A 23,950-nucleotide genomic window follows, 5' to 3' on the forward strand; every position below is an offset into this window, starting at 1 on the left:
GGGTATCGGGTTCCCACATTCATCCGCACATGTGCGGATGAATGTGGGAGGTGTTCGGATAAAGTTGATAATCAAGGCACCTTTGTGGTGGTTTTTCAGTTTGCCAACGATATGTGAACGGCTAAAAAAGTCTGCTATACTCTTTCCCGCTGTCCCCATCGTCTAGCGGCCAAGGACGCCACCCTTTCAAGGTGGATATCGCGGGTTCGAATCCCGCTGGGGGCACCATTTGAAATCTGAAGCCCGTTACCAATTCGGTGACGGGCTTTTTTCTTCCCCAACGCCGGGATTCGAACCCGACAGGGTGCGGAGCTGAGGAAACGCGAAGCGTTTTCCAGCGCAGCACGCAAGGAGCGAAGCGACGCAGCGAAGGCGGGCGGCGCCAGCCGCCCGCGGACATCCCGCTGGGGGCACCATTTGAGATGTGAAGCCCGTTACCAATTCGGTAGCGGGCTTTTTGCTGCCCATGTGCCGGGATTCGAACCCGGCAGGGTGCGGATCCCGGCATCATCGCAAGGCCTGTGGGCAAAAAATAGCAAATATGAGTACTGTTACCATTTTAGTAACAGCGATTTCATGCCTTCAGAAGGCGATTTAGCCGTCAGGCGTCCTACGGCGGAAAAATTGCAGACGTTTATCGGCTAAGTACTTGGACACATGTTGCGTAACACTGCATATTTTGCAAAAAGATAATGCTACAGGACTTGTGACAGTACTCATATTTGACGTTTTTTGCCCACGACCCCTTATTACGTGGGCGAATCAGTTGCAAAACGGACTTCAAAGCGTCCTTCGCAAACAAAAACCGGGGCCCGAATGATGCGGACCCCGGCTCAATACCGTGACGATATGTCAGTTACGCTCTACACGTAGAACAGGATGTCGTCGTAGGTCGGGACCGGCCAGTAGTCGGCGGCCACGATCTCCTCCATCGCATCCACGGCGGCGCGCAGCGCATCCATAGCGGGAACGACCTCGTGCGCGTACACGTTGGCCTGCTCCTGCCCATCGAGGGCTTCGGCCTTCTGATGCACGGCGTCGAGCGCCTTGATGGAGTCGTTGATGGTGGTGATACCGTTGCAGAGCTTGTTGAGCGTGTTCTGCTCGCACTGCATGGCGGCCTCGGCACCGGCGGCACGAATAGTCTCAAGGCCCTTAGCGACCTTGGTGGCATAGGCGGTAATGACCGGGCGATAGGTACGACGCGCCTCGCGAACCATCGTGGTAGCCTCGATGTTCATGAGCTTGTTGTACTTCTCGAGCTTGCAGTCGTAGCGGCACTGAGCCTCGGCCTTGGTCAGGACACCCGTCTCCTCAAAGAGCGCAATGGCCTTATCGGAAACAAAGGCGGGCAGGGCATCGGCCGTGGTCTTGTTGTTGGCAAGGCCGCGCTTCTCGGCCTCAATGGGCCACTCGTCGGAGTAACCGTCGCCGGAGAACAGGATGCGCTGGTGATCGGTCAACACCTTCTTGCAGTACTCGAGCGCGGCATCCTGGAACTCATCCTCGGGCGTACCCTCAAGCGCGTCGGCGAAGGACTTGAGCGACTTGGCCACGGCGGCATCGAGCACCAGGTTGGAGTCGGAGACGTTCTGCTCGGAGCCGCAGGCACGGAACTCGAACTTGTTGCCGGTGAAGGCGAACGGGGAGGTGCGGTTGCGGTCGGTGTTGTCCTGCATCAGCTTGGGCAGGGTATCGGCGCCCAGGTCGAGCACGCCGCGCGTGGCATGGACGGAAGCCTTGCCATCGATGATCTTCTCGACGACCTCGGTAAGCTGGTCGCCCAGGAAGATGGACATAATCGCCGGAGGAGCCTCGTTGGCGCCCAGACGATGGTCGTTGCCAGCCGAGGCAACAGAGGCACGCAGGAGCTCCTGATAGTTATCGACGGCCTCGATCACCGCGGTGAGGAAGACGATGAACTGCAGGTTGTCGAGCGGGGTGTCGCCCGGATCGAGCAGGTTCTCGGACTCGGTGCCAAGCGACCAGTTGTTGTGCTTGCCCGAACCATTGATGCCCTCAAAGGGCTTCTCGTGCAGCAGGCAGACCAAGTCGTGGCGGGAGGCGATCAGCTTCATCTTCTCCATCATGACCAGATTCTGGTCGATGGCCTCGTTGACTTCGCCATAGACGGGGGCAAGCTCATGCTGGCAGGGAGCAACCTCGTTGTGCTTGGTCTTGGCGGGAATGCCAAGCGCCCACAGCTCATCGTCCAGGTCCTTCATATAGGCCGAGACGGTGGGGCGGATAGCGCCAAAGTAATGCTCCTCGAGCTCCTGGCCCTTGCAGGGAGCGGCGCCAAAGAGGGTGCGGCCGGTAATGACCAGGTCCTTGCGCTTGCGGTAGGCGTCCTTCTTGATCAGGAAGTACTCCTGCTCGTCGCCCACGGAAGGAACGACCTTCTTGGGGGTCTTACCGAACAGCGCCAAAACGCGCTTAGACTCACGCGAGAGCGCGGTCATGGAACGCAGCAGCGGGGTCTTCTTGTCCAGGGCCTCGCCCGTGTAGGAGCAGAAAGCCGTGGGGATGCACAGGACATCGTCCTTGATAAAGGCGGGGCTAGTGGGGTCCCAAGCGGTGTAGCCACGGGCCTCGAAGGTAGCACGCAGGCCGCCGTTGGGGAAGCTCGAGGCATCGGGCTCGCCCTGGATGAGGTTCTTGCCCGTAAACTTGGTAATGGCGGTGCCGTCGTGGTTGGGCTCCAGGAAGCTGTCGTGCTTCTCGGAAGTAATGCCCGAAAGCGGCTGGAACCAGTGCGCATAGTGCGTCGCGCCCTTGGAGATGGCCCAGACCTTCATGGCATGGGCAACGGCGTTGGCCACATCTAGGTCGAGCGGCTCACCGCCCTCGAGGGTTGCAGCAAGGCGCTTCCAAATGTCCTTGGGGAGGTAGTCCTTCATGACTTCCTCAGAGAACACCATGGTCCCGAAGCGGTCAGTAAGTTCGGCCATACGGAACTCCCTTCGTATCGGCACCGCGTGAGAAGCGGTGTTGATTACTAACGAACGAGTCATAGCTTAGACTCGCCGTGTTTCCGCGACATTACCGTTATGTTGCTGTCGCGAAACCAATCAATGAGGTTACCCTATCGAGGCGGCGTTGCCACCCTCAACAGCCAATCAACTGCATAAATTGCAGACCTCTCTCCATGGTTTAAGGGTAGTCAATTTGGGATGGATCTCTATTAACTGGTATTTTGCATCAGATACCAGTCTTTATAGTCCGTGCCTAGATTAGCCGCTCTGTTATAGAGAAAGCCGATAGCAAGGCATCTTTGATTGGTATCCTCAAATAGCGAGTGAAACTCCACCGTGGCACAGTGGTGCTGTAGAATCCTTACAACACATCACACTATTACGCATCTAGAGGAGCACGATATGCGCGTCGACGAGGTTTTTAAGCAGGCAGCATCCCAGGGCACCGCGCCCATTTCGTTTGAGATGTTCCCGCCCAAGGGCGAGCTGACCCTCGACACGGCTCGCGAAGTGGCAGGCAATCTGTGCAAGCTTTCGCCGAGCTTTGTCTCGGTCACCTGCTCGGCTGGCGGCTCGGGCAACGGCGCCACCACCGCCCCCATCGCGCATATGATTTCGAGCGAATTCGACACGCCCTCGGTGGCACACCTTACCTGCGTGGGCCGCTCACACGCCGATATCGCCGCCAAGATCGACGAGTATCGCACCGCCGGCGTGGAAAACATCCTGGCCCTGCGTGGCGATCTCCCTGCCGGCGCAACCGAGGATGACAAGCCCGCCTCCGACTACGCCTACGCCCGCGACCTCATCCCCGAGCTCGTCGACGCCGGCTTTTGCGTGGGCGCCGCAGCCTACCCCGAGGGCCACATTGCCTGTGAGGATCTCAACCTCTCGGTCGAACACCTCAAGCAAAAACAGGACGCTGGCGCGAGCTTCTTTGTGACGCAGCTCTTCTTTGATAACGAGTGCTTCTACCGTTTTCGCGATCTTGCCGACAAGGCCGGCATCACCGTGCCCATTACCGCGGGCATCATGCCGTTTATGGGCAAGTCGCAGATCAGCCGCATGGTCTTTATGTGCGGCGCGTCGCTGCCCTCCCCCGTCATCAAGATTCTCGCCAAGTACGAGAATGACCCCGAGAGCCTGCAGGCAGCTGGTGTAGATTATGCAGCCCGCCAGCTTTGCGACCTCAAGGAGCACGGCGCCGACGGCCTGCACCTGTACACTATGAACCGTCCTGCGATCGCCGCGACCATTATGGAGCGCCTGGGGTAATGGAAAAACCGCACATCGATACAACCGCTATCGAAGTGCCGGCCGACCTTGCGTCGCCGGCGCTTTACCGTGTCGATGCTGCGCACCATCCCCGTGTCGACCGTGCCGAGATGCTGCGGTATCTGGGTTACGGCGGCCAGCAGATTGAGCCCGAACTGTCACGACGTATTGAGCTTGTCGTTGAACGTCTGGAACTGGACATTGAGCCCCGTGGCGTGCGCCGCGTATTTGCCATCGATGCCACGGGCGTCGACGAACAGGGCGAGCCTTGCATCCGCCTGGTCGGCACCAACGTTGAGCTGCGCGGTCGCGATATCTATCGTCATCTTAAGGACGCCCGCTTTGCCGCACTCATGGCATGCACCCTCGGCATGGACGCCGAGCGTCGCCTGCGCACCACGGGAGCCCAACATCCCCTGGAGGGCGCCGTGCTCGACGCCGCGTGCTCCGCTTACGTGGAAGCCGCCGTTGAGCAAATGGACCAGCAGGTCAAGACGGACGCCGCCGTTCAAGGGCTCGCCGGCAACTGGCGCTTTAGTCCCGGCTACGGCGACTGCCCGCTCTCGGCCCAGCGCTCAATCGTGGCTGCGCTCAACGCCACGCGGCTCATCGGGCTTACCGTCACACCCACCAGCCTACTCATGCCCACCAAGAGCGTGACCGCGGTGATCGGCCTGTTCGAAGGCGAAGTCCACGACGCCCAAAGCCGCCCCACCTGCAATATCTGCCGCATGCGCGAGCACTGCCGCTTCCGCGCCGCCCACACCACCTGCTATTCCAGCCATTAGGAGCCCTCGATGTTTACTCCGCTTATCACTCATGATTCTGACGGCACTGCATTGGCGGCACCCGTTGATGCCGCACGTCGCAACGGTGCCACGTACAAGACGCGCACGATCGACGATCTGCGCATTAAGGACGATCGCCTGCGTGCCGCCATCGAGGGCACGGGGCACCTGCTGTTCGACGGCGGCATGGGCACCATGTTGCAGGCCGCCGGCATGAAAGCGGGCGCCCTGCCCGAGCTGCTCAACTTTGAGGAACCCCAGGTTATCACCGATATCCAACGTCAATATGTCGAGGCCGGCTGCGACGTGATTACCGCCAACACCTTTGGCGCCAATGCCCACAAGCTCGACGGTGCCGCCACCGTGGCAGACGTCTTTGCCGCGGCCGTCGCCTGTGCCCGCGCGGCCGGTGCCCACTACGTCGCCGGCGATATCGGTCCTATCGGCGCGCTGCTTCGCCCCCTGGGTACCCTGAGCTTCGACGAGGCCTACGACCTCTTTGCCGAGGAAGTGCGCGCCGGCGTCGCCGCGGGTGTGGACCTCTTTATTATCGAGACTATGACCGACCTGGCCGAGATCAAGGCGGCGGTCCTCGCCTGCCGCGAGAACTCCGACCTGCCCGTCTTTGCCACCATGACCTTTGAGGAAGACGGTCGCACCTTCCTGGGAACGAGTCCCGAGGTGGCCGCCATCACGCTCGACGCCATCGGCGCCGACGTTTTGGGCATCAACTGCAGCCAAGGACCGGCCGAGCTCCGAGGACTCGCTGCACGTATGCTCACCGTTACCGACAAGCCTGTTATGGTGCAGGCCAACGCAGGACTGCCCCATGTGGACGACGACGGCAACACCGTCTTTGATATCCAGGCCCCCGAATACGCCGAGGCCGTCGCCGGCATGATCGCCGACGGCGTGAGCGTCGTGGGCGGCTGCTGCGGCACCACGCCGGCGCACATGGCGGCCCTGCGCACGCTTATCGACAACCACACGCCCAGCCCGCGCCGCCGCAAGCCCAGCATGTCGGTCACGAGCGCCCAAACGGTCGTGGACCTTCCCTGCGACGGCCACAAGATCGCCGTCATCGGCGAGCGCATCAACCCCACCGGCAAAAAGCGCCTGCAGCAGGCCCTGCGCGACGGCGACCTGGACTACGTCGTGAGCCAGGGCATCAGCCAGCAGGAACAGGGCGCCGACATCCTGGACGTCAACGTGGGCCTGCCCGAGATCGACGAGGTCAAGATCATCCAACAGGCGACCGAACAGCTCCAGGGCTCCACGCTGCTGCCGTTGCAGATCGACTCCACCGACCCCGCAGCCGTCGAGGCCGCCGTGCGCCGCTACGCCGGCAAGCCCATCATCAACTCGGTCAATGGCAAGCAGCAGATCATGGATGAGATCTTTCCGCTGGTCGCCCACTACGGCACCAACGTTGTCGGCCTTACGCTCGACGAAGGCGGCATTCCCGATACCGCCGAGGCTCGCTTCGCCATCGCCGAGCGCATCGTGGCCGAGGCCGCCCGCTACGGCATCGGACCGGACCGCATCCTCATCGACTGCCTGGTCATGACCGCCTCGACCAATCAACGCCAGGCCGAGCAGATCCTACGCGCCATGTCCCTGTGCAAGGAGCGTCTGGGCGTCAAATGCGCGCTCGGCGTGTCGAACATCAGCTTTGGCCTGCCTGCCCGCCCGCTGCTGGGCTCGGTCTTTCTGGCCGCCGCCTTTGGCGCAGGTCTCGATGCCCCCATCATGAACCCGGGCTCCAAGCGCTTTATGGATACCGTCTACAGCTATCGCGTGCTGAGCGTTGAGGACGAGGGCTCGACCGGATACATCGAGCGCTACGCTGGCTGGACCGATCCGTACAAGATCGCCGCAAACCCGGCAGCAGCTCAGGCAGTATCGACCGACGCTGTGCCCGCTGCTGGCACCGCCGGCACCGACGGCAACGACGACCCGATTCGTCGCATGGTCGTCTCGGGCCGCAAAGGCGAGATCGCTGCCGAGACCGAGCGTCTGCTGGCAGACCACGACGCCATGGACCTCATCAACAATCACTTTATCCCCGCCCTCGACGAGGTCGGAGTCCTCTTTGACCAGGGCAAGTTCTTCTTGCCGCAGCTTATGGCCTCGGCCGAGGCCGCGCGCGTGGGCTTCGATACCATCAAACGCCTGATGCCCGCCGGCGAGATTGCCGACAAGGGCAAGATCTGCGTGGCCACCGTCAAGGGCGACATCCACGACATTGGCAAGAACATCGTCAAAATGCTGCTCGACAACTACGGCTACACCGTCTTTGACCTGGGCCGCGATGTCGATCCGCAGGAGGTACTCAAGACCGTCAAGGAGCGCGATATCAAACTCGTCGGCCTCTCGGCGCTTATGACCACCACCGTCGTGGCCATGGAAGAGACCATCAAGCTGCTTCATGCCGAGGTTCCGGGCGTCAAGATCATCGTAGGCGGCGCCGTACTCACCCCCGAATACGCCAAGCAGATCGGCGCGGACTACTACGCCAAGGACGCCGCCGAAAGCGCTCGTATCGCCGAAGAGGTCTTTGGGCAGTAACACAACGGAAACAACCGAGCACTAAAACGTGCCGCACGCGCCACTTGGCACGTGCGGCACGTTAGAATAGAAAAGACTATGCTCGTTTTGGCAGATAGGAGCGCAAGGATGGCGATCACGCCCGCAGAAATCGCGGAAACCCGCGGCATGGTTGAGGAGCAGAACCTCGACATCAGGACCATCACCATGGGTGTTTCGCTCATGGGTTGCGGTGACGAGAACCTCGACCGCATGTGCACGAAGATCTACGACCACGTGACGCACACGGCTGAGCATCTGGTCGAGACCGCCGAGAACCTCGAGCGCGAGTACGGTATCCCCATCGTCAACAAGCGCGTTTCTGTCACCCCGGTGGCGCAGATCGCCGCGTGCTGCAAGGATGAGGACCTCACCCCCATCGCGCACGCCCTCGACCGCGCGGCAGAGACGCTCGGTATCGATTACCTGGGCGGCTTCTCCGCACTCGTCCAGAAGGGCATCGGTGACGCCGACCGCCGCGTCATCCAGTCCATCCCCCAGGCGCTCGCTACCACCAGCCGCGTCTGCTCCAGCGTCAACGTCGCTAGCCTGCGCGCCGGTATCAACATGGACGCCGTGCTTATGGCCGCCCAGACCATCATCGACGCCGCCAAGCTTACGGCAGATGAGGATTCCGTCGGCGCCTCCAAGTTTGTCTGCTTTGCCAACATGGTCGAGGACTCCCCGTTTATGGCGGGCGCCGTCCACGGCGGTGGCGAGGCCGACGCCGTCATCAACGTTGGCGTTTCGGGCCCCGGCGTTATGGCCGCAGCCCTGGAGACGCTGCCCGATTCCGCATCGATGATGGAGGTCGCCGAGAAGATCAAGCAGACCGCCTTTAAGATCACCCGCGCCGGCGAGCTCATGAGCCGCGAGGCCGCCCATCGTCTGGGTGTCGAGAAGGGCATTGTCGACCTGTCACTGGCTCCCACGCCTGCCATCGGCGACTCCGTCGCGCGCATCCTCGAGATCATCGGCGTGGGCACCTGCGGTGGCCCCGGCACGACCTGCGCGCTCGCCATGCTCAACGATGCCGTCAAGAAGGGCGGCGTCATGGCCAGTTCCAGCGTGGGCGGTCTCTCCGGCGCCTTTATCCCCGTGTCCGAGGACGCCGGCATGATCGCCGCCGTCGAGGCCGGTGCTCTTTCACTCGAGAAGCTCGAGGCCATGACCTGTGTGTGCTCTGTCGGCCTGGACATGATTGCCATCCCCGGCGACACCCCGGTCGAGACCATCGCCGGCATTATCGCCGACGAGATGGCCATCGGCGTTATCAACAACAAGACCACGGCCGTCCGCGTGATTCCCGCCATCGGCAAGGGCGTGGGCGACTGCGTCGAGTACGGCGGCCTGTTCGGCCGTGCGCCCATCATGCCGGTGAACCCCAACGCCGGCACCGTGCTTGCCCACCGTGGCGGACGCTTCCCGGCACCGCTGAACTCGCTCAAGAACTAGCAGGGGGTTACGGGGCGAGGAGCCCCGCCGCCGGGCGGCAGACATATAAGGTCGCCTGCTCGGACAGTCCTGACTCGCACGGAGAGCACATTAAGTGCTCTCCGGCTCGTGCGGAACTCGCGATCGACCTTATATGTCTGCCGCCCGGCGGCGGGGCTCCCGCACAACGGGACCTCGGTTGGGTTCTATCCCTTTGGCAGTCGCTTCGCTTCTGCCCTACTTTGCTGGTATGGCGGTTTGGCGTTGGATCGGTTCTTTCTGATATATGCTGGTTGCGGCTCTTCTTTTGGGGGGAGTCGCTTTTTTGTTGCTAGGAGGTTGGCCCGTGGTTGATGGGGAGATTCGTTCTGAGCTTCTTTCTGCTGATTGGAATGGCGAATGGATGCGCCTGCAGGCTGGTCGGCGGCGGGCTGATGATTCTTTTGAATGGGATAAGCGGGCTCGGCATTTTCGGCCGTTGGAGACTGCTCCGTATGCCCGGGACTTTATGAAGCTGTTGGCGTTACAGCCTGGTGAATCGGTGCTGGATATGGGATGTGGGGCTGGGTCGATTGCTATTCCGCTTGCTCAGGCTGGGCATCCTGTGATTGCGGCTGATTTCTCCCCCGCCATGCTGGGCACCCTTGACGCCGGCATTGAGTACTATGGGCTTGGGGATCGCATTACGCCGCTTGAGCTTGCTTGGGATGATGACTGGAATTTGGTTGGACCGGTCGCGAAAGCGGTGGATGTTGCCTTTGCCAGTCGGTCGGTTACGACGACCAATCTAAAAGGTGCGCTTGCCAAGCTTAATCGTACGGCTCGTCGGCGTTGTGCTGTCACGATGGTTGCCAACTCCAGCCCGCGCTATGATCTGCACTTGATGAACGCCATTGGTGCCTCGGTTACCTGCAGCAATGGCTTTGTGTACGCCTTCAACATCCTCATTCAGATAGGTGCGTTGCCGCAGGTCACGTACTTTGAATCGCCTCGTCGCGATACCTTCGACAGCCTTGAAGCGGGCGTGGCGGACTTTTCCCGCATGCTTGAGCATGGCAACGAGGATAAGGTTGACCGCCTGCGCGACTATATCGCTCAACACATGATCGAGAACCCTCATGCCGGTGAGCCGGGCTCCAAGGGCGTGCCGCAGGGGCGCTATATGCTCGATCATGTCCGCAAGGTTCGTTGGGCGTTTATTGCATGGGAGCCGGTCTCTGCGCCCAGCTCATAGCCCGTTCGCAGCCTGCGCCGCCCACTCACTCGGCATCCGCATTCTTTGCGAACTGGGCAAACGCGCTCCACACCGCGCCGTTCCTGCGCTATCGTGGGACAGCTCACGTAGATTAAGGCCCCGTCGCGGGGCGCCCCATACATAGAAAGCGAGAACCCATGGCACTGACAGGAGCCCAGGTCAAGCAGCTTCGCAGCATGGCCCATCACCTCAACCCCGCCATCATCATCGGCAAGTCCGATGTCAACGAGGGCACCGTCGAGCAGACGGTCGCCTACCTGGAGAAGCACGAGCTCGTTAAGTGCTCCGTGCTCGATGGCTCCAGCCTTTCCGCCCGCGAAGCCGCCGAGGAGCTCGCCGAGCGTTGCCACGCCGATGTCGTCCAGGTCATCGGCCGCAAGTTCTCGCTGTATCGCGAGTCCTCGCGCAAGGACATCGAGAAGATCAAGCTCGTCTAAGAGCCAATGATCCGGCGAGCCAACACATAGCAAGCTTACGGGTGCCCGAGTACTTCGGGCACCCGTTTTTTATCGCTCGACCAGCACGCGGTTGAGCCGACCCTCCACCAAGCGCTCGTATAAACGCCGCGTCTCGGGCTCGGGCACGCCATTGACCTGCTCCCTCAGATGGTGCATATGCCCGCTGTACAGCTCGACGATATCGCGCCTCCGCCCCGCCGCACTGTAGACACGCATGGCGCAGCGCACCATATCCTCGCGCGCCGTTTCCTGCCGAAGACCCGACTCCGCCAGCCAAATCGCCGACTGCAGATCGTTTTCTTCTAGAGCGGCATTTGCTCCCTTAATCATGCAATCGATGTACTTTGACTGCATAATGCGTCGCATACGCAAAAAGTAGGTGGGATTACAGCCATTGGGAACATACAGCGGTCCGGCATAAAGCTGCTCAATCTTAAGGCACAGCTCAACTAAATGGGGCCCACGCGCACCCGTGCGATTTCCCAAAACCTCACGGCTTATCTGGTCAAACAGCCGTACATCGGTCTTGACGTAGTCGCCGTTGAGCCCAATGCATTCGTTTTGGATAAGCACGCACGACTTGCCATCCGGCGTCGGGCCCAAAGCCGACCGTAAGCGCGATATCGTCGAGTACAGGTTGTTGCGGGCGCTATTAAACTCAGCATGGGGCCACAGCTCCATGGCCAGCGTCTCGCGGTCGACGAGCGCATCCATGCCCAGTGCAAGCCGCTCGGCAAGCGTCGCCGCCTTCTTGCGGCGCCACATTTTGTCCGTGATGGGAAACCCGTCGCGCTCGGCTCGAAACACACCAAACATGCGAATCTCGATATGGTCGATGGTATCAACAGCTTCAACCTCGCCGGCCTGGAACAGGCGCTCGCCCTCCCCTTCCAAATCGTCGCGCAGCGAGTACCGCGACAGCTCGCGTACGGGAAGCTTCTTGCGTATCCTGGCCGCCGGCTCGCCCAGACAATGCATGGCAAGGCGCGCAAAGAGCCGATACGACGGTTCTAGAATCCCCGCACGATTCATGGACATCCAGGCCGCAAGGTCGCTGTCTCGGCCCGCACAGGCCAAATGCAGCGCCACCATCCAGGCTTCTGCGCCACCAACCTGTGTCTGGCTTATATCGAGCAACTCCGCTTCCTCGCGCACCGAAACCATCGATGTATTTCGCAGATATGCCGCGCGCTCCAGCAGCAATGCGTTATCGCGCATGTACGCAATCGACTCCTCGGCAAGTTTGAGCACTTGGACCGCACGGAACTTTGCATTAACCGGCCGTCCCTCTGCCAGCGACTGCCAGCCTTCTAACAACAGGCCAAACAGCTGAATCTGGTTGTCGCGCATGCGCACGGCAAAACGATCGAGCTCGTTGAACGCCGCGTCGTCGGTTACCGGCAAGCCGGAAAGGAGCCGCCGTGCCGCCAACACCATGCGCACCCAGATAGCCATCGCCTTAAGTCCACGTACGTCGAGCGCCTCCCGCACCACCGTCATCTCGTCTTCGCGCTCGTCGGTTCCTGCAAACGACCCGTCAAAGAGCTCCACCAGCATCCTGTCGGCCCGTATAACAATCCCCGCGATGTCGAGCTCGCAGTCGTAGGCCTTGCTCGTTTTGAGCTGCTGTAGAACGTCGCCGTCATCTCCCCGTTCGGTCAGACAGCGCTTGACCTCGATATGCGCAGACAACATATCGAGTGCGGTATGGGATGTCTCGATTTCTGGCACGGCCAGATTCGTAGGAAGCCCAAGCCCGTTGTCCCCATAGCAAACAGCCGTCAGTGTCTGGGCCACCCTCCATGAAACAGGGTCTATTTCGCAGGCCGCCCGTTCGCCCCCGCGCTCGATGACCGATGCCATATAGCGAGCGAGCTTTGTATTGGACACGCTGACCGCTGCCAGATATACGCCGAGCGCCTCGGCAGGCGTTGGCTCTGGAGCCGGATCGTCGGCATCAATCGTGCCCAGCGCTGCTCGGCAGATATCGGCCCCGTGCCCCGTCAGAGCAAGATCGACCCCATACTGCCCAGCAAGTTCAAGAACCGCATCACGGTCCAAAAAGGCGTCCGCCAGGCCCATCGCCGCATCGCATCGGCCCGCCTTAAGCAAAATCCGGACCGCCCTCGGAACAAGTTCGGGGCGAACCTCGGCCACCAACTTACGCAAACGCAAGCGTCCGTTATCCTCCGTGCCCAGACACGTAAAACTCCGCTCGGCGGGATCCAAGCCAAAGATCGGGTAGTCGCGTACAAAGTAGGACTGGTCGACTATCGACAGCCTCACCCCGCAAGCCTCGAGTTCCGCAATATTGCCCTCGCCCATTAAAACCATGAGGCATGCCACGCAAAACAGCGCATTATTGTCGAGCGAAGCCAGATCGGCAAGTGCCGCGCCATATACGTTGACAATCTCGTTTTCGAGCAGACCGGCTACGTCGCCTTGGCCATACAGACCCGTCTGCAATGCCGAAACGAGCTCGGGCACGCCCTGCGTGAGCTGATAAAAGTCGAGCGATGTGCTGATCGAAAACGCCGATGCCCACGCCGAATACTCATAGGCATGCACCTTGAGCATCTGCGCATTGATCTTAACCGAATCGCCCAGCCCATGAATCAGCTGACGATTTGAAGGACGGCAGGAGATAAAGACCCCTATCCCCATAGCGCGCAGGCCGCGAATCCTGTCGATGAGGTCTTCGGTATCGTGCTGATCGAGGTTTGGCACATTATCAATCGCGATAAGAGAGTGCGGTTTGTCTTTAAGTTCTTCGGTAACCACCTCGAGCTGCATAAACACCTCGCGCCCAATGGCGCGATCGGCCTCGATAATCCGCACGGGGCCTCGCGTCGGGTCGCATTTAACCTCATGGGTGTACTGCAGCAGCACCGAGGTCTTCCCAAACCCATCGGGCGCATAAAGAACCACGATGCCGGCCTTTCGGCCCTTGGCGATAAGCTCATTCATCAAGCGTTCGCGTCGCACCATATAGCCTCCGCCTAACGGCATCAGCTCGAGGTCGTCTATACCGCTCAAATCGTTTACCATGCCCGCTCCTCAACTCGACCGTATGGACACTGTAGCCGCAAGACCATACAAGCCGCGCTATGAATAGAGCGACCTTGTGTTTTAGGTTGTCTTTTGGTACGCAAGCGGCAAGTTTTTGTACAGCGAGGGCCGATTGTTATTAATCCCCCGACTAATCGGTCTTTAAGCAGGTAAATGAGCTTGTCAGCTTGTCCCATCTAAGCGGCAGTGTAACGCAGATGAACAAGGTTCAGCTATGTCATTCAACTCGCCTAGCACCCGCTACCGTCTACGACCTTCTTGTGGCATTTTTGCATAGAATCTGATATAGAATGAATCAAGCTGTTGGGCATCCGGCATTCGTCAAGCTTGCGGCAAGATTTTGGTCAAGTGGGCGAAAAGGGATAGCAAAAAGGCCCCCGCAAAGCGGAGGCCTTAGGCAAGGCTATGTCGAGCTGCAGGATTCGCGCTACTCGCAGAGCGAAAGGGCGGCCTCGTCGGCAACGACAACGCAGTTGGTGTGCAGCTGCAGGATCGAAGCCGGGCACTCGGGCGTAACCGGACCATAGCACATGTCATGCACGGCCTGAGCCTTGGCCTCGCCGTTGGCGACAACCAGGATCATGCGGGCATACATGATGGTCTGGGTACCCATGGTGTAGGCCTGACGGGGAACATCGTCGATGCTGTCGAACAGGCGGCTGTTGGCCTGAATGGTGCTCTCGGTGAGGTCGACGCAGTGCGTGCCCTTGGAGAAGTGGTCATCGGGCTCGTTGAAGCCGATGTGGCCGTTGTTGCCAATACCGAGCAGCTGCAGATCCGGGTAACCGGCCTCGGCGACGATCTTGTCGTACTCAGAGCAGGCAGCGGCGGCGTCGGGGTTGGAACCGTCGGGCACATGCGTGTTGTTAAGGTCGATGTTGATGTGATCGAAGAAGTTCTCACGCATGAAGTAGTGATAGCTCTGGGGATCGTCGTGCGAAAGGCCGCGATACTCGTCCAGGTTGTAGGTGCTGACCTCGGCAAAGTCGACGTCACCCTTCTTGTACCAAGCAGCAAGCTGCTTGTAGGCACCGATCGGGGTGGAGCCGGTGGCAAGGCCCAGCACACAGTCGGGCTTGAGGATAACCTGGGCCGAGATGATATTGGCGGCCTTGCGGCTCATATCCTCGTAGTCTTTAGCTTTAATGATCTTCATTACGCGTCCTTTCTCGTACAAGAAAGGCAAGGCTCCCTTACAAGCACTTGCCCGCGGCCCGCGTCGGCCGCAACCAACGTGTGCGGCCACCAGGGCGAGGTCGCGTAATGTATGTGTCTCGTGTCTAACCGCGTCGAGGCCCCTGCCCGTCCACGGTGACCCAAAGCCTTTTAGCTTCGGACAAATTCCATCTTGCCACGGAGGGCGTCCTCTTTCAAGGGCGCCCTCCGTAAACGTGTTTGAATTGTAGACTAATGGGCACGTGCACTTGCTAGCGCTCGCGAGCAACGATGAGCTGGTCCATCTCTTCGACATGCACGCCAACGGAGCCCTTGATGCTCGAGAACTCAACGGAGTTGCACACCAAGATGGGAACCGTCACATCGTAGCCCTCGGCAGCAATTGCCTCGCGATCGAACTCAATGAGCACATCGCCCTTATGGACGATGTCACCCACTTGCGCATGTACGGTAAAGTGCTTGCCCTCGAGCTGAACAGTGTCCAAACCAACGTGGATGAGCACGTCCAAGCCATCGACCGTGTTAAGCGCAACGGCGTGTCCCGTGGGAAAAATAGCCTCGACCTTGGCATCAGCCGGCGCGATCACGCGCGTTCCGGTGGGCTGAATCGCCACGCCCTGGCCCAAAAGGCCGGTGGCAAACGTCTGATCGTTTACCTCGGAGAGCGGAATGACGTCACCCGAGATGGGAGCATCCAACGTAAGGACTCGACCACGCATACCAAAAGACCTTAGGACTTTAGTGAACATGCTCCCCCTCGGACATACCGATCAACCAAAATAACCTTAACAGTTTACCACTTGGCACCCGTTTTTGACCATTAGGGAAGTTCGCGCTTGACAACCTCGACGATGTCGTCGACAACGCGCTGAGTCAGCTCGTGCGTCTCGGCCTCAGCCATCACGCGGACCAGCGGCTCGGTACCGCTCGGGCGCACCAGAATGCGGCCGCGGCCGTCAAGCTCTTTCTCGGCAGCAGCGACGGCATCCCAGATGGGCTGGCAATCGTCCAGACCAGCCTTGTTGTCGGAATGCACGTTGACGAGTACCTGCGGGTACTTCTTCATGATGCCGGCAAGATCGGTGAGGGTACGACCGGTGCGCTTGAGCACGGCCAGCAGCTGCAGAGCCGTCACCAGGCCGTCACCGGTGGTGTTGTGCTCCAGGAAGATGATGTGGCCGGACTGCTCGCCGCCGATGACGGCGCCGTCCGCGAGCATGCGCTCCAGAACGTAGCGGTCGCCCACGGCGGTCTGAACCATCTCGAAGCCCTGCTCCTTCATAGCGATGGAGAAGCCCAGGTTGCACATGACGGTCGAGACGATCTCGGAGTTGGCGAGCTTGCCGCGAGCGGCAAGGTCAGAACCGCAGATAGCCAGGATGTAGTCACCATCGATCTCATTGCCCTCGCTGTCCACGAACAGTACGCGGTCGGCGTCGCCGTCGTGGGCCAGACCGATGTCAGCATGGGTGCGCAGCACGAGCTCGCGCAGGGGCTCGAGGTGCGTAGAGCCGCACTCAACGTTAATGTCCGTGCCGCAGTAATCGGTGTTGATGGCATGGACCGTGGCACCCAGGCGCTGCAGCGCGGCGGGCGTAGTCTGGCAGGAAGCACCGTGGCCGCAGTCGACGGCAACGACCAGGCCGTCGAGCCTCAGGCCATCAAGTGTATCGATGGCGTGGTCGACATATGCCTTGCGGGCATCCTTCATCTTGATGATGTGGCCCACGCCGGCGCCGGTCGGCAGCGTATCGGCAGCCATGGCCTCCTCGGACATGACCCAGGCGCTGATCTCTTCCTCGACCGCGTCGGGAAGCTTCATGCCCTTGCGGCTAAAGAACTTGATGCCGTTGAACTTTGGCGGATTATGCGAAGCGGAGATGACGATGCCGCCGTCGAGCTCGTTCTGAACAGTGAGCAGCGCCACGGCAGGCGTGGGGATGACGCCGCAGCAGTGCGGACGGCCGCCCTCGGCCATAATGCCGGCGGTCAGAGCGCTCTCGAGCATGGTGCCCGAAAGGCGCGTGTCACGGCCGATGCAGATGTCCGGACCAAGAAACTTGGTCGCCGCGCGACCCAGACGAAACGCGAGGTCGCACGAAAGATCGGCGTTGGCGACGCCACGGACGCCGTCGGTACCGAAGATGTTCTGGGGCATAGGATCGCTCCTTCCCTAGCAGGCGATATGCAACCGCCCACCCTAGTCGAAAAAGAAAAGCGGGACCCGCCGAGGAATCGGCAGGCCCCGCTTGTACATTGTATCTCGAAAGGAGATAAAACCTTAGCGCTTGGAGAACTGGGGAGCGCGGCGGGCCTTCTTGAGGCCGTACTTCTTGCGCTCGACCACGCGAGCATCGCGCGTAAGGAAACCGGCCTTCTTGAGGTCAGCACGGTAGTCGCCAGCGTTCAGAAGAGCGCGAGCGATGCCCAGGCGCAGAGCGCCGGACTGACCGGAGATGCCGCCGCCATCGCACAGAGCGATAACGTCGAACTGACCGGCAGTGTCGGTCACCTTGAAGGGAGCAAGGGCGTTCTCAACGAGCTGATGACGGCCGAAATACTGCTCGGCGTCACGCTTGTTGATGGTCACCTTGCCGGTGCCGGGGACGAGACGGACGCGGGCGACGGCGTTCTTACGACGGCCGGTACCCTGGTAGACAACGGTGTTCTCAGCCATCTTTAAGCCTCCAGCTCAATCTTCGTGGGGTTCTGGGCAGCGTGCGGATGCTCGGCACCAGCGTAGACCTTAAGCTTGGTCATCTGGGCACGGCCGAGGGTGGTCTTGGGCAGCATGCCGCGAACGGCGCGCTCGATGACCTTCTCCGGATGCTTCTCCATAGCCTGGCGGAAGCTCTCAGCCTTGAGGCCGCCGTTGTAGCCGCTGTGGCGATAATAGGTCTTCGTGTCGGCCTTGTTACCGGTAAGCTGGACCTTATCGGCGTTGATGACGACAACGAAGTCGCCGCAGTCGCTGTTGGGCGTGAACTGGGGCTTGTTCTTACCGCGCAGGATCATTGCGATCTGGGTGGCAAGACGGCCCAGGACAGCACCATCGGCGTCGACGAGAACCCAGTTGCGCTGGACCTCGCCCTGCTTGGCGTAGTGAGTCGATTTCGAAATCACTTAGACTCCTCCATGTACAGTACGTGTTGTTACAGAGATTCACGGGGCTCTGCAAGTAACCCGTCCATATTACCCCGCTCGCCGCCCGAGTCAACAGGTATTTTGGTTCCGACCAGAGTTTCTGCACATGTCGTCCATGGGTCATGACTTCGCGACGCTAGCGCTCGACAAACGCCTCGATATCTCCCAGCAATCGCTTTGCCTCCTGGCGGCCCTGAATATACAGGTCGAGGAGCTTTGCCGGATCGTGCTCAACGTGGCCGACCTCGACCGGCTTTTGCGGAGCAACGACCAGCGCACGGCCCTCGCGCTCATACTTCCATAGATGCATGCGCTGGATGTTATAGCGGTCGTGGCGCGTCTCGATAGCCTCGAGCAGATAGGGGTAGTCGGCATAGCGGGCGCGCGCGGCAGGCATAAACTCGTAAGGCTTTTTCTCGTACGAGCGGTCCTGCGTGACGATGACGACCGCACGGTCGAAGCCCGCCTCCTCCAGCACATGCTCGATGGGGATCGAATCGGCTACGCCACCGTCGACGTATTTGTGCCCGTCAATCTCGACCGGCGGCGTCACCAGCGGCAGCGACGTCGATGCGCGCACGGCATCGAGGTCAAGTACGGCGCTTTTGACCGGAAGGTACGTGGCGGTTCCAAAGAGCATGTCCGTAGCGACGGCGTACATCTCGATGGGGCTTGCGTCGAACGTCTCGTTGTCAAAGGGATCCAGACGGTCCTGGACATCGTTGAAGATAAAGTCGTAACCCACAATGGAGCCCGTGGACGCAAACGATGCGGCGCCCATGAAGCGGCTGTCGCTGCAGAAAGCCAGGTTGATGCGGTTGGCACGGCCGATCTGGTGCGACTTGTAGTTCACGCCGTTGAGGGCGCCGGCCGATACACCGTAGACAGCCGGAATCTCAACGCCAGCCTCCATGAGAACGTCGAGCACGCCCGCGGTAAACTGCCCGCGAAAACTACCACCCTCCAAGACGAGCGCGACCTTGCCGGCGTTCTTTGCCTTATCTTCTGCAGTCATATTGACCTCCTGCGATTGCGTTTTGGCTTTCTTCTACCCAGTTTTGAGATGGCGAGCGCGCAGGTTTTTTGAGGCGGCAGGTGAAGCGGAAAGTGTGTCCCGTTCTCAGAGCAAATTCCGGGTCGCATTTTCCGCTGAGCCCGCCATCCGGAAAATGAATCCCATTTCGAGCTTAGATTCCGGGATGCGGTTTCCGCTTGATGTGCCATCCGGAAACTACGTCCCAGTCTGAGCGCGGATTCCGGGACGTACTTTCCGCCTGGGCTGCCATCGGGAAAGCGTGTCCCGGTCTGCGTTGCCAAGGCGTTTTCTTTACGCCCGCGCCCTGCATAGAGTTCGATTCTCCGCGGGTAGGGGGATCCGTTGATGCGGCGCATGGCCGGCTGAGATTCGATAAACATCGCATCTGTTTTGGGTTGGGGCTTTGCGCGGAGAATCCGCGTATTTGCTACGCAAATACGCACCGGCTTCGGCCGCCTGCCGGCGTCCTCGCCCGCGGGCTAAAAACGCTTACGCGTTTTTTTTACGCCCGCGCCCTGCATAGAGTTCGATTCTCCGCGGTACGGACTAGAAATAAAAAGGCAGGTAGATACGAATATCTACCTGCCTGTTACTTATGGTGGAGGCGCGGAGAATCGAACTCCGGTCCACGAAAGCCCCCTGATTGGCATCTCCAAGCTCAGTCGCTGGTTTAGTCTCGGACGCCTTGCGCACAGCGACACGCTCGCAGCGTCCTAACCGGTTCGGTCTTAGCCTGCGCCATACCGATTACGTGCGCAGGAGCATTCCCCTAAAATGACGTCGCGCCGGTGTCGGGGAAATCACCGGGTTGACGCGCCGCTATAAACTAAGCAGCGAGAGCCATAGGCTCAAAAGAAGAGTTGTTGTCAATTCAATTTGACGGTACCCCTGTTTAACGAGGCGAGGAGACCTCGGCTTGCTTCCTCTCTCAGAGCTATCGTGTCGAAACCAGTCGCCCCCGAATGTCGGGAAAGTCTGGATGGCATCGGGCCTACAAACACCCGATAACCGTCGACTTTTCAAGGAACACGCGGGGTGAACCCCGCTCGTGGATAGCTATCTTACCACGTTCTAAAGGTAGACAGCTGCTCTATGCACGAGCTGTGAAGACCCTAATGTGCACCACACTTCGCACTTTTGCTACCGATCGCGTCACGTATATTTTCGCCATGCAAAATTGACCCGTCGAAAGGACCGTTATGGATACCAAACAGCAACTCATCAATGCCCTCGCAGGCCTGGGCTCAACCATTACCGAAGCTATGGATGTCATCGAAGGCTTTGTCCCCTGCGGACATCCCGCCCTCACGGTATCGAACGCACTCGTCGTGCTGGACGCTGACGATGATGCAGCTCTCGCCCAGCAGCTTGAGACCGTCGAGGGCTTTATCGACCACGTGAGTGAGAACCGCGGCGTGGCCGCCTACCACGGCATCGAGATAGAGCTCGCGGGTCCCAAAGCCGATCTGTTCGCAGCAATCCGCGAGGTAGGCGCCCTTATGCAGACCGCAGGCGTCAAGAACACCCAGGTCAACGAGTGGGTCTACCGCAGTCTGGCAGCACTCGACAGCTCCGAAGAAAAGGCAGCCGAGCAGCTCGCAGAAAGTCCCGCCATCAAGGCCGAGCTTTTGTAAATAGCAGACGCGGGCCCCTTGGCGCATCGTCGTCCAAGAGGCCCGCAAACAGTTCGCGTCAACCGATAGCCGCGCCGCCGCGTTCGGCTAAAGCAAGTATCGGCATCATTTGGCGCGGGGTCTTTGCTGCAAGATCGGCATGTTCGAGCAGCTTGCGATCGTTGGTCACTAAGTAATCGACCTGGGCGCGTTTGCATGCAGCGAGTACCAGGTTGTCCTCGTAATCGCGATGGAGCGTCAAATATTTGTCGGCCAGCCAAAGGTCCGACGCATCTGCACCCACGGCCGTGGCGTTTTCGGTCATGTTCCGAACAAACGCCAACGCCGCATCGCCAATTGCACGGGCAGATGCCTCTTCGAGCACTCCCCCGCTGGCAAGAACGCTACGCTTCAGCTCGTGTTGGACAACGTACAGCACGTCCTTAGCAATATGCACCGGAAAGAACAGCAACGCCCCCGTCTCCGCCGCCTGCCCAATAAACGCACGCGCGGCAAGCGACTCGGCATGGTCGGCGCAAAACGAATCAACCCATACGTTGGCATCCACCATTATTTTGATGGGAGCCCCGCTCACAGGATCATCCCCTTTTGGCGATAGCGCTCGTCCATGGCTTCGGAATAGATTGTGTCCCAACCGCGATCGTCGGATACAGGCGACGCAGCGATGCCCAGGTCCGCGTAAAGCTGATCCGCCGCCGCCCATGATGCGGCGAACGGCGAGGTGTCACCAGCACTAGACAGTTGGTCGTCAACGGCCGACAACACCTCTTCGCACGAACCGCCGCCCTGTGCAACCTTCGCTACGACCTTTTTGATAAGCTCGGGCAGCGAGGCGCCCGAAAGCTGCAACGCTTCCTCCGCATGGTCCTTGACCTGACGATCAACGCGAACGTTCACCTGCGCCATGCCGCCAACAGCACCCATCTCAACCTCACCTTCGACTCCTGCTATCTCTGCTAGCATCACTATATATTGCTGCTAGCACATGGTCAAACGCAAAAGGCCTGCATTCTGGCGGATGCAACACCGTCCGAATGCAGGCCATAAACTCAAGCGAAAACGCTAGCGCAGGTACGCCTTCGCGTTGCTAAGGCTGTAGGCGATCGTTGAGCCGTTGTGCAGCAGCGATGACGCCTGCGGGGTAATCGCGCCGGTAATGCCCAGCGCCAGGAGCGCTGAGTTAGTGAGCATCACCTTAGAATAGGAACTCGTCAGACGATCAACGAGGCCCTGGCTCATGCGGCGCAGGCGAACGATCGCGGCCAGATCCGTGTCGGTCAGGATGATGTCGGCGACCTCCTTGGCGATGTCGCTTCCGCCACCCATCGCCAGGCCCACGTCAGCCAAACCGAGTGCCGGCGAATCGTTAACGCCGTCGCCCACCATGGCAACATGGCGCCCCTCGCTCTTAATGCGCTCCACATAGGCGTACTTGTCCTCGGGCAGCAGTTCGGCCTTAAACTCGTCGACCCCTGCCTCTCGCGCAATGCGCTCGGCCGTGCGCTCGGAGTCGCCCGTGAGCATAACGACATGTTTGACGCCCAACGCGTGCAGGTCGGCGATGGCCTCGCAGACCCCAGGCTTGAGCGGATCCTCGATACCGAGCACGCCGACGACCTTGCCATCGACCGCCAGATACAGCGGCGACAGACCCTGCATCTGGAGCTCGATTTGCTCCTTAATGTCGGACTCGAGCTGCGCACCCTCGTCCTCAAATACAAAGTGCGCGGAACCGATGATGGCGCGACGCCCCTCGATGGACGAAGCGATGCCGTGCGCCACGATGTACTCGACGGCGGCATGGCGCTCGCGGTGCTCGAGCCCGCGCTCGCGAGCAGCGTTGACCACGGCACGCGCCACCGGATGTGGGAAATGCTCCTCCAAGCAGGCGGCAAAGCGCAGGACCTCGTCCTCGCTCCAGCCATCGGTGGTGAGCACGCAGGCAAGACGCGGCTGCGCCTCGGTGAGCGTGCCGGTCTTATCAAACACAATGGTATCGGCCTTGGCAAACGACTCAAAGTACTTCGCACCCTTGACCATGACGCCCATCTTGGCAGCATCGCTCATAGCAGTCATGACGGCGACGGAGCCCGTGAGCTTGAGTGCGCACGAGTAGTCGACCATCAGCGCCGCTGAGGTCTTGATGAGGCTGCGGGTGGTAAGCGCAACCAGGCCCGCGAGCAGGAAGTTCCACGGGACGATCTTGTTGGCAAGGTTTTCCATGTGCGACTGGCCCTCGGACTTGAGCGAGTCGGCCGCCTGCACGAGCGAGACGATCGAGCGGAGCTTGGTCTGGGCCGTATTGGCGTGCACGCGCACCAAGATGCTGCCGTCTTCCACGACGGTACCGGCGAACACGTCGTCGCCCACGCTGCGCTCGACGGCCAGCAGCTCGCCGGTCAGGGTCGCCTGGTTGACCATAGCGCTTCCCTGCTCGACAACACCGTCGATGCAGATGGACATGCCAGTGCGTACGGCGACCAGATCGCCGGGTTCGAGCTCGGTGGCGGCAACACTTACTTCGGTGTCACCGACCACTTTTTGCGCCTTATCGGGCACATCGAGCAGCGAGTTGATGAGCTCGTTTTCGCTCATGGCGCGGGTGTAGTCCTCGAGTAGCTCGCCCACGTTGAGCAGGAACATCGTCTGCCCCGCGGTGTCGACATCACGTTTGACGAACGAGATACCGATGGCCGAAGCGTCGAGCACGGGAACGGTCAGGCGAGGCTGCGCGAGCTCACGGAGGGCAGCGCGCAAAAATGCCATGTAACCGGCCACAACGAACACCGCACGCAGAGGCGTCGGCAAGAACCAGCGGCGCGCGTAGTGGGCGCCGATAAGTGTGGCAAGATCCATGACGAGCTTGTGCTTGCGCGGCTCAAGCTGCATCACGTAACCCGTCTTTGCGTCGGCAATGGCCTGGGCATCGAGCGCACCCAAGGCGTCGAGCACGCCCGCACGACACCGCTCGTCATATTCGAGCGCCATCTGGCCAATACAGCCATAAACGCGCACCTTGTGCACGCCGTCGATATCGCCGCTGAGCTTAAGAAGTGCATCGAGATCGCTCTCTGGCACAGGACCCGCCAATTGAAGGCGGGTCCTGCCGGGGATCTCGCT

The 23,950-nt window shown here is 60.3% G+C and carries 18 protein-coding genes, 1 tRNA gene and 1 other RNA gene; 8 read left to right on the forward strand and 12 right to left on the reverse strand.

Annotated elements, in window-relative coordinates; all coding sequences use genetic code 11:
- The first annotated feature begins 151 nt into the window (after positions 1-151).
- Positions 152-228: transfer RNA gene (locus ABCN01_RS03045), tRNA-Glu, on the forward strand.
- A gap of 635 nt (positions 229-863) precedes the next feature.
- On the opposite strand, the gene ABCN01_RS03050 is transcribed toward ABCN01_RS03045, so the two are convergent.
- Positions 864-2,951 carry a glutamine synthetase III family protein gene (locus ABCN01_RS03050; RefSeq protein ID WP_342997057.1) on the reverse strand — a complete coding sequence of 696 codons (2,088 nt, stop codon included), beginning with the start codon at positions 2,949-2,951 and terminating at the stop codon, positions 864-866.
- A gap of 426 nt (positions 2,952-3,377) precedes the next feature.
- Between ABCN01_RS03050 and ABCN01_RS03055 the strand changes: the two genes are divergently transcribed.
- From ABCN01_RS03055 to ABCN01_RS03080, 6 genes are all read left to right on the forward strand, one after another.
- Positions 3,378-4,250: a methylenetetrahydrofolate reductase gene (locus ABCN01_RS03055; protein WP_342997056.1), complete on the forward strand. Its 873-nt coding sequence runs from the start codon at positions 3,378-3,380 to the stop codon at positions 4,248-4,250.
- Positions 4,250-5,038: a hypothetical protein gene (locus ABCN01_RS03060; RefSeq protein WP_342997055.1), complete on the forward strand. Its 789-nt coding sequence runs from the start codon at positions 4,250-4,252 to the stop codon at positions 5,036-5,038. Before ABCN01_RS03055 ends, ABCN01_RS03060 begins: the two co-directional genes overlap by 1 nt.
- 9 nt (positions 5,039-5,047) lie before the next feature.
- Positions 5,048-7,606, forward strand: coding sequence for a homocysteine S-methyltransferase family protein (locus tag ABCN01_RS03065; protein ID WP_342997054.1), 2,559 nt, complete (start codon positions 5,048-5,050; stop codon positions 7,604-7,606).
- A 108-nt stretch (positions 7,607-7,714) separates the two neighbouring features.
- Positions 7,715-9,079 (forward strand): PFL family protein, encoded by a 1,365-nt coding sequence (locus ABCN01_RS03070; RefSeq protein ID WP_118205271.1) that lies wholly within the window; start codon positions 7,715-7,717, stop codon positions 9,077-9,079.
- A gap of 325 nt (positions 9,080-9,404) precedes the next feature.
- The gene (locus ABCN01_RS03075) at positions 9,405-10,292 is read left to right on the forward strand and encodes a methyltransferase domain-containing protein (protein ID WP_343014183.1); all 888 of its coding nucleotides are present in this window, start codon (positions 9,405-9,407) and stop codon (positions 10,290-10,292) included.
- A 158-nt stretch (positions 10,293-10,450) separates the two neighbouring features.
- A complete protein-coding gene (locus ABCN01_RS03080) occupies positions 10,451-10,750 on the forward strand; it encodes a YhbY family RNA-binding protein (protein WP_117839974.1) in 300 nt (99 codons plus the stop codon).
- A 69-nt stretch (positions 10,751-10,819) separates the two neighbouring features.
- Here the strand turns inward: ABCN01_RS03080 and ABCN01_RS03085 are convergent, their stop codons facing one another.
- The 8 genes from ABCN01_RS03085 to ssrA all read right to left on the reverse strand — a co-directional run bounded on the left by ABCN01_RS03085 (position 10,820) and on the right by ssrA (position 20,156).
- Complete coding sequence (locus tag ABCN01_RS03085; RefSeq protein ID WP_342997022.1) at positions 10,820-13,819, reverse strand: AfsR/SARP family transcriptional regulator; 3,000 nt, start codon at positions 13,817-13,819, stop codon at positions 10,820-10,822.
- A gap of 448 nt (positions 13,820-14,267) precedes the next feature.
- Positions 14,268-14,996, reverse strand: coding sequence for a glucosamine-6-phosphate deaminase (nagB, locus tag ABCN01_RS03090; protein WP_152067340.1), 729 nt, complete (start codon positions 14,994-14,996; stop codon positions 14,268-14,270).
- A gap of 271 nt (positions 14,997-15,267) precedes the next feature.
- Positions 15,268-15,765 (reverse strand): PTS sugar transporter subunit IIA, encoded by a 498-nt coding sequence (locus tag ABCN01_RS03095; RefSeq protein WP_022094632.1) that lies wholly within the window; start codon positions 15,763-15,765, stop codon positions 15,268-15,270.
- A gap of 71 nt (positions 15,766-15,836) precedes the next feature.
- A complete protein-coding gene (gene glmM / locus ABCN01_RS03100; RefSeq protein WP_342997023.1) occupies positions 15,837-17,174 on the reverse strand; it encodes a phosphoglucosamine mutase in 1,338 nt (445 codons plus the stop codon).
- 123 nt (positions 17,175-17,297) lie between these two features.
- Positions 17,298-17,693, reverse strand: coding sequence for a 30S ribosomal protein S9 (gene rpsI, locus ABCN01_RS03105; protein WP_022094634.1), 396 nt, complete (start codon positions 17,691-17,693; stop codon positions 17,298-17,300).
- A gap of 2 nt (positions 17,694-17,695) precedes the next feature.
- Positions 17,696-18,139 (reverse strand): 50S ribosomal protein L13, encoded by a 444-nt coding sequence (gene rplM, locus ABCN01_RS03110; protein WP_022094635.1) that lies wholly within the window; start codon positions 18,137-18,139, stop codon positions 17,696-17,698.
- A 157-nt stretch (positions 18,140-18,296) separates the two neighbouring features.
- Positions 18,297-19,175 carry a patatin-like phospholipase family protein gene (locus ABCN01_RS03115; RefSeq protein WP_342997024.1) on the reverse strand — a complete coding sequence of 293 codons (879 nt, stop codon included), beginning with the start codon at positions 19,173-19,175 and terminating at the stop codon, positions 18,297-18,299.
- 617 nt (positions 19,176-19,792) lie between these two features.
- Positions 19,793-20,156, reverse strand: a transfer-messenger RNA (tmRNA) gene (ssrA, locus tag ABCN01_RS03120).
- 239 nt (positions 20,157-20,395) lie between these two features.
- Between ssrA and ABCN01_RS03125 the strand changes: the two genes are divergently transcribed.
- Positions 20,396-20,830: a hypothetical protein gene (locus ABCN01_RS03125; RefSeq protein WP_342997025.1), complete on the forward strand. Its 435-nt coding sequence runs from the start codon at positions 20,396-20,398 to the stop codon at positions 20,828-20,830.
- Positions 20,831-20,888: 58 nt separating this feature from the next.
- Here ABCN01_RS03125 and ABCN01_RS03130 read toward each other — a convergent pair whose 3' ends face one another.
- From ABCN01_RS03130 to ABCN01_RS03140, 3 genes are all read right to left on the reverse strand, one after another.
- Positions 20,889-21,404: a type II toxin-antitoxin system VapC family toxin gene (locus ABCN01_RS03130; protein WP_342997026.1), complete on the reverse strand. Its 516-nt coding sequence runs from the start codon at positions 21,402-21,404 to the stop codon at positions 20,889-20,891.
- Positions 21,401-21,754 (reverse strand): hypothetical protein, encoded by a 354-nt coding sequence (locus tag ABCN01_RS03135; RefSeq protein ID WP_342997027.1) that lies wholly within the window; start codon positions 21,752-21,754, stop codon positions 21,401-21,403. Before ABCN01_RS03135 ends, ABCN01_RS03130 begins: the two co-directional genes overlap by 4 nt.
- A 138-nt stretch (positions 21,755-21,892) precedes the next feature.
- Entirely contained in the window at positions 21,893-23,908 is a 2,016-nt protein-coding gene (locus ABCN01_RS03140) for a heavy metal translocating P-type ATPase (protein WP_342997028.1), read from the reverse strand.
- Positions 23,909-23,950 lie beyond the last annotated feature (42 nt).

The organism is Collinsella aerofaciens (assembly GCF_039062365.1).
Lineage (GTDB): Bacteria > Actinomycetota > Coriobacteriia > Coriobacteriales > Coriobacteriaceae > Collinsella.

Excerpts from the sequence above, each read along its gene's own strand:
- ABCN01_RS03060 (WP_342997055.1), top strand. The coding sequence starts at position 4,250 with ATGGAAAAACCGCACATCGATACAACCGCTATCGAAGTGCCGGCCGAC.
- ABCN01_RS03135 (WP_342997027.1), bottom strand. The coding sequence starts at position 21,754 with ATGGGTGCTGTTGGCGGCATGGCGCAGGTGAACGTTCGCGTTGATCGT.
- ABCN01_RS03085 (WP_342997022.1), bottom strand. The coding sequence starts at position 13,819 with ATGGTAAACGATTTGAGCGGTATAGACGACCTCGAGCTGATGCCGTTA.
- ABCN01_RS03070 (WP_118205271.1), top strand. The coding sequence starts at position 7,715 with ATGGCGATCACGCCCGCAGAAATCGCGGAAACCCGCGGCATGGTTGAG.
- ABCN01_RS03125 (WP_342997025.1), top strand. The coding sequence starts at position 20,396 with ATGGATACCAAACAGCAACTCATCAATGCCCTCGCAGGCCTGGGCTCA.
- ABCN01_RS03080 (WP_117839974.1), top strand. The coding sequence starts at position 10,451 with ATGGCACTGACAGGAGCCCAGGTCAAGCAGCTTCGCAGCATGGCCCAT.
- glmM (WP_342997023.1), bottom strand. The coding sequence starts at position 17,174 with ATGCCCCAGAACATCTTCGGTACCGACGGCGTCCGTGGCGTCGCCAAC.
- rpsI (WP_022094634.1), bottom strand. The coding sequence starts at position 17,693 with ATGGCTGAGAACACCGTTGTCTACCAGGGTACCGGCCGTCGTAAGAAC.
- nagB (WP_152067340.1), bottom strand. The coding sequence starts at position 14,996 with ATGAAGATCATTAAAGCTAAAGACTACGAGGATATGAGCCGCAAGGCC.
- ABCN01_RS03115 (WP_342997024.1), bottom strand. The coding sequence starts at position 19,175 with ATGACTGCAGAAGATAAGGCAAAGAACGCCGGCAAGGTCGCGCTCGTC.
- ABCN01_RS03065 (WP_342997054.1), top strand. The coding sequence starts at position 5,048 with ATGTTTACTCCGCTTATCACTCATGATTCTGACGGCACTGCATTGGCG.
- ABCN01_RS03055 (WP_342997056.1), top strand. The coding sequence starts at position 3,378 with ATGCGCGTCGACGAGGTTTTTAAGCAGGCAGCATCCCAGGGCACCGCG.
- ABCN01_RS03050 (WP_342997057.1), bottom strand. The coding sequence starts at position 2,951 with ATGGCCGAACTTACTGACCGCTTCGGGACCATGGTGTTCTCTGAGGAA.
- ABCN01_RS03095 (WP_022094632.1), bottom strand. The coding sequence starts at position 15,765 with ATGTTCACTAAAGTCCTAAGGTCTTTTGGTATGCGTGGTCGAGTCCTT.